The organism is Moorena sp. SIO3B2 (assembly GCF_010692525.1).
Lineage (GTDB): Bacteria > Cyanobacteriota > Cyanobacteriia > Cyanobacteriales > Coleofasciculaceae > Moorena > Moorena producens.
Map to the genome: position 1 here is coordinate 1 of NZ_JAAHHE010000380.1, position 5,572 is coordinate 5,572.

General features: G+C 42.4%; 6 protein-coding genes and 1 pseudogene. 5 read left to right on the forward strand and 2 right to left on the reverse strand.

Translation table 11 applies throughout. From position 1 onward, the window contains the following. The first annotated feature begins 107 nt into the window (after nucleotides 1-107). On the forward strand, nucleotides 108-1,547 hold the full coding sequence (locus tag F6K38_RS34105) for an NHLP bacteriocin system secretion protein (protein ID WP_287359520.1): 1,440 nt from the start codon (nucleotides 108-110) through the stop codon (nucleotides 1,545-1,547). Between the two features lie 153 nt (nucleotides 1,548-1,700). On the opposite strand, the gene F6K38_RS34110 is transcribed toward F6K38_RS34105, so the two are convergent. Continuing rightward, the gene (locus F6K38_RS34110; RefSeq protein WP_008185689.1) at nucleotides 1,701-2,078 is read right to left on the reverse strand and encodes a DUF5615 family PIN-like protein; all 378 of its coding nucleotides are present in this window, start codon (nucleotides 2,076-2,078) and stop codon (nucleotides 1,701-1,703) included. Continuing rightward, nucleotides 2,053-2,406 (reverse strand): DUF433 domain-containing protein, encoded by a 354-nt coding sequence (locus F6K38_RS34115; protein WP_287359521.1) that lies wholly within the window; start codon nucleotides 2,404-2,406, stop codon nucleotides 2,053-2,055. The genes F6K38_RS34110 and F6K38_RS34115 overlap by 26 nt, the downstream gene beginning before the upstream one ends. A 277-nt stretch (nucleotides 2,407-2,683) precedes the next feature. On the opposite strand from F6K38_RS34115, the gene F6K38_RS34120 reads away from it, so the two are divergent. The 4 genes and pseudogenes from F6K38_RS34120 to F6K38_RS34140 form a co-directional block, all read left to right on the forward strand. Next, nucleotides 2,684-2,869 (forward strand): hypothetical protein, encoded by a 186-nt coding sequence (locus F6K38_RS34120; RefSeq protein WP_287359523.1) that lies wholly within the window; start codon nucleotides 2,684-2,686, stop codon nucleotides 2,867-2,869. Between the two features lie 722 nt (nucleotides 2,870-3,591). Continuing rightward, nucleotides 3,592-4,701 (forward strand): annotated as a pseudogene (locus tag F6K38_RS44525) (hypothetical protein). A gap of 250 nt (nucleotides 4,702-4,951) precedes the next feature. After that, nucleotides 4,952-5,176: a hypothetical protein gene (locus tag F6K38_RS34135; protein ID WP_287359529.1), complete on the forward strand. Its 225-nt coding sequence runs from the start codon at nucleotides 4,952-4,954 to the stop codon at nucleotides 5,174-5,176. Next, a partial coding sequence (locus tag F6K38_RS34140) for a P-loop NTPase family protein (RefSeq protein WP_502709628.1) occupies nucleotides 5,148-5,572 on the forward strand: 425 nt, incomplete at its 3' end. The genes F6K38_RS34135 and F6K38_RS34140, both read left to right, overlap by 29 nt.

Consider the following 5,572-nt stretch of genomic DNA (forward strand, 5'->3'; position numbering starts at 1 on the left):
GACTCAGCTAATCAATCGGATTCCCGATTCCCGATTCCCGATTCCCGATTCCCGATTCCCGATTCCCGATTCCCGATTCCCGATTCCCGATTCCCTCCTCCCTGATAATGACTCAGCAAAAACCCCCGATCTTCCGTCAGCAAGCCCTTGACCGATTATCTGACCCAGAACAGTTAGATCGGTTAATGCCAGTGGTTAGTCCCGTGGATTGGCTACCCTTGGGGGGATTAGCTATATTCGGCCTGATCGGGGTACTTTGGAGCATAGTTGGGACTATTCCGATCACTGTCACGGGTAAGGGAGTGCTGATTAATCCCCGTCGGGTGGTACAGTTGCAATCTCCCATATCCGGACAGTTGGAATCTTTAACGATTCGCACCGGTCAATGTGTAAAAAAAGACGATATCCTGGGAATCATTGACCCCTCTGATCTAAAACAGCAGTTACAACAAGAACGGGATAAACTGGCTCAGTTAAAGCAACAAATCGCAAAAATTACGTTACTGCGACAACAACGCACCCAGCTAGAAACAGCAGCAATTACTGCTGAACGAACGAGCTTACAACAACGGTTACGAGATACTGAAACCTTGACTCCCCAGCTCCAAGATCAAGGATTAACTAGCATCGTGAGCCAGCGTCGCAGCCTCCAACAACAGCTCAAAGATGCCCAAGAATTAACCCCAATACTACAACAGCGACTGGCCAAGCAACGGGACTTACAAAAACAAGGAGCAATTTCTTCTGAACGGATTTTACAAGCAGAACAAGACTATCGAGAAACCCGTCAAACTATCTCCGAGATTCAAGCCCAATTGCAACAGTTGCAGGTACAGGAAACGGAACTACAACAGAACTATTTAGAAAATATCAATACTATTAGTCAAATTAAAGCGGAATTGGAAACCTTAGACACCCGTAGTAAACAACTAGAACAGGATAATCTGGAAGCTACCAATACTGAGAAGAATCAAACTCAGGACATACAGCAAACTATCGCCCGATTGCAACAAGACGTTGCAGACAACAGTATTATTAAAAGTCCCCATACCGGATGTATTCTAGAAATAACGGCTACTGTCGGGGAATATCTCAACCCCGGAAATACCCTGGGAACCCTACAAACTCCAGGAAAAGCTAGGGATATGATCAGCGTCACTTATTTTGCTGTTGAAGATGGCAAGAAAATTCAACCGGGAATGGGGATTTTAATTACACCGGATACGGTAAAACGGACAAGATATGGGGGAATTGTCGGGAAAATAACTGAAGTTTCTCCCTTTTCCATCACCTCAGCAGGAGCGAGTTCTGTGATCGGAAACCCCGAAGTGGTACAAAAATTAATGGGTGAAGAAGGAGGTAAAATCGAAGCGATCGCTAAATTACAACTTGACTCAAAAACCCCCAGTGGTTATAAATGGTCATCTTCCCTCGGACCCCCGTTAAAAATTTCTCCAGGAACCACAACAACCGTAAGGGTAACAGTGGAAGAGCGTACGCCCATTACTTGGGTTTTGCCTATTTTGAGAGAGTGGAGTGGGATATAGAAATTATCAATTGGGTTAGGTAAAAATCTTTAGGTTTTAGGGAACAGGGAACAAGGAGTAGGGAGTAGGGAGTAGGGAGTAGGGAGCCTCGGAGCAGGGAGTAGGGAGCCTCGGAACAGGGAGTCGGGAAGAGTAGTCAAGGGTTTTCATGAGCTATTTAGAAACGCTATAACTGTGTGGAAGATAAATAATTTGGTCTTGATATTCGCTTTCAAAAGATGCCTCAGCTAGAAAAACCAACTCATCAATATTTTCTCCCATACTTAACTTGGTGTTGAGAATAAAGATGCCTGGTATGTGATTCCCTTCTGCAATATAATCAGCTAAGTGGGTCGGCATAGATTTACGATTATTTGTCACCAGCACAAAACCATACTCGTCACACCAGTTCAGAATTTGTGGGTCTAACGTTCCTCTTGCAGGAGTATTCGGTTCACCAACAACCCACATCACCAAATCAGGAGAATTCCGGGTCAATTGGATTTTGTAAGCAGGATTGACATTTTCATCCAATAGATATTTGAGAGTCATCAGCTTTTTTGATTACTTTTCGTTCTGCTCTCAACTTCCGCAATCGCAGCGCAGAGGTGGAGGGGTTAAGTTGCTGTGCTTTCAGTTGCTGGTGACTCCACTCTAACCAGTCAGCAACATATTGGCTCACCATTTCTTTATTGTGTAGATAATAAAGAATAGTAGCGTAGACTTGTTCTAGATTTAGGGATGGATAGGTTTCCGCAATTTCTTCGGGAGTGCGGGCACGATGGATATAATCATAGAGAATAGTTTCTATTCCTATTCTTGTGCCTTTGAGCCGAATATCGTCCACACTTAGGAATTCAAAATAGTCTTCTAGTTGCATTTATTTTATAGCAAAGGGAGTAGGGAGTAGGGAGCAGGCAAGAGGCAAGAGGCAAGAGGTAAAAAATTCTGTGTACCTCAGGTGCGACCCGTGGGGAATTTAATTCTTAATGGGTCAAGGGCACCTAATAGTTATGGAAAACGCTGTTATATAGCAGAAGTCAGAAGTCAGAAGTCAGAAGTCAGAAGTTAAACTCTTGCCATACTGTAGTTTGAGACTTTTGTCATGTCCTAATTACCCTGGCGACTGTTATAATTAAGAATTTTATCATACTTTGATGATGTTGGAGTACAGGCTTACTGAACCACAAGTATTGCTTTGCCTGTTCCCGATTCCCAATTCTCTCGGTGCGCTTTCCGTAGGCGAATTAAATTCGCCACGGGTCGCACCGCTCCCAATTCCCAATTCCCAATTCTTGATTCCCGATTCCCGATTCCCGATTCCCGATTCCCTTTTTCTATAAGTCTCAAAACAAAAAAAAATAGCCGTAGAAATACTATCGACGGCTATTTCAATCACCTATGTCAGAAGTTTCCGAACCAATCCGGATGTGAGCCGATGGGATTGGCCAAGGGGGGGAACCCCCCCAGAAATTTAGCGATGCAGCGCTTCAAGATGTGCTTAACCGGTTGTTTGTTGGAGTTTGGAGTAAATTCTGACATAGGTCAAAAATTTAATTTATTTATATTAATTATTGTAATGATTATAAATTTATTTCTCAAGGATTTTTAAAGGTTTTTTATGAGAATTTTAAAGTTAATCCAAAAAGCAATAAGATAACGTTGTTGTTACTTTTAACTAAAACAATATGTCCTAAGGTAGACTTACCTTGCTATCATAATTTATCCATAATTTAATCCATCAATTCCTAAAAAAAAATATTTGTAAATAAATGTAAAAAAATAAATTAACTCTTGCATTTTTTTCAGAATTTATCTATACTATAAACATTGAGACTGAGACTAATAACCGCGCTGGTTAAAACCATTCACCGACGCCAGCGCGGTTTTCCTCCCACCTAAATAGGAGTTACTTCCATGATGGCAAAAATATCACAATTATCAATACAGTGGTTTGCAATTCACTCTTACCTGCTCCCTGCTCCCTAAAAACCCTATACTTTTGACTTGCGCGTAGGGCTATAAGGCTCAAGGGTTAACAATACACCAGACATGGGAGTTAATGATGGGTCGTAATCGCAACACATCTGATGCCCAACTCAAGTTTCTCTTAGAGGTACTACAAGCAACCGCAGACAGTAATGGTGACTCCCAGATAGTTTACCCATTACTGGCAGACAATACAGACAAAATTAATCCTAGATTAGCAGAATTATTGCGGGATTGGGCAACAACTAAGCTGGCGGAAGTGAAACCAGATGAAGCGGAAAATATAGCAGCAGTTATTGTTGACTTCAGCAATCTAATTCAGCAATTCCTCTTGGGTGATAAAGCCAGCAATAGCTCAATTGCCATCACTGGCTATGAAGTGGCACTAACTGTTATCACCCGTGAAGCTTTTCCCGAACAATGGGCAATGGCTCAATTCAATCTCGGTCGTGCTTACGTTAACAGAATCACAGGTCAGAAGGCACAAAACCTAGAAAATGCCATCGCTTGCTACCAATTGGCTTTAGCCGTTTACACCCGTGATGCTTTTCCTGTTGATTGGGCATCGACTCAAAAAAATCTCGGTCGTGCTTACTATTACAGAATCACAGGTCAGAAAAGACAGAATATTGAAAAAGCGTTCGCGTAGCGTGACCTACGGTCAATCGCTTGCTACCAATTGGCTTTACAAGTACACACCCGTGAAGCTTTTCCTATTGATTGGGCATCGACTCAATTCAATCTCGGTATTACTTACCGTAACCGAATCAAAGGTCAGAAAATACAGAATATTGAAAAAGCGTTCGCGTAGCGTGACCTACGGTCAATCGCTTGCTACCAATTGGCTTTACAAGTACGCACCCGTCAAGCATTTCCCGAAAAATGGGCATCGACTCAAAACAATCTCGGTAATGCTTACTATGAAAGAATTAAAGGTCCCAAAGCACAGAATATTGAAGAAGCGTTCGCGTAGCGTGACCTACGGTCAATCGCTTGTTACCAACAGGCTCTTCTAGTTTATACCTTTGAGGCATTTCCTATTGATTGGGCAGAGACAAAATATAATCTTAGTATTGCTTACCGTAACCGCATCAAAGGTGATAAAGCACAGAATCTTGAACTTGCCAACGCTTGTTTCCAAGAAGCTCTGAAAGTTACAACCTTTGATAATTATACCCAAGATTGAACAATGACGCAATAGTAAGTAGGGTGGGCAAAAACCCTTTGGTTCTTTTAACAAATATAGATAATATCACTTTGCCCACCCTAAGCACTGTTCCCTGTTCCCTAAAATACCGAAAATGTGTACCTCATAGTTATGATAACTGCTATATATTATTTTATAATTAGGATCATTACCAGCCAGGCATAAGGCAATTGCCATTTAATTTTTTCCATCTTCCCTACTCCCTACTCCCGTCTTGATGCAATAGCGAGTGGGGGAAACCACGGCAGTTGCTCATGGGGGAGACCACGGCAGTCGCTCATGGGGGGGACCCCCAAGACCGCGCTGCCTCCCCAAGACCGCACTGCCTCCCCAAGACCGCGCTGCATCGCTACTCCCTACTCCCTGCTCCCTGCTCCCTGCTCCCTGCTCCCTAAAAAAAAATCCTTTATACACATCCACCCCCCATGAGCTTAATAAAAAAAATCTACAATAAATTTCAACCATTTTATCCCTTACCAGCCAACGATCCAGCTTATGTAAACTGTAGTGAAGTCAGGGGCGATGACAATATTTTTCGGGAAATTGGTAAAACTATCCTCTTTTCAGACCAAGCGACTTGTCAACTTTATACTGGACATCGGGGTGTAGGTAAATCAACAGAGTTATTGCGTCTGGAAGATTATTTGCAGAAGAATGGCTGCTTTGTGGTTTATTTTCCAGCAACGGAAGGAGATATTGATGAAATCGATGCTCAATATACAGATATCCTGTTAGCTTGTACTCGTAATATTTTAGAGAAACTTCAAGAGTATGCTGCTCCTAATCCCTTATTAAATTGGTTAGAGTCTCGTTGGACTGAATTAAAGGATTTGGCGTTATCGGAGGTGGA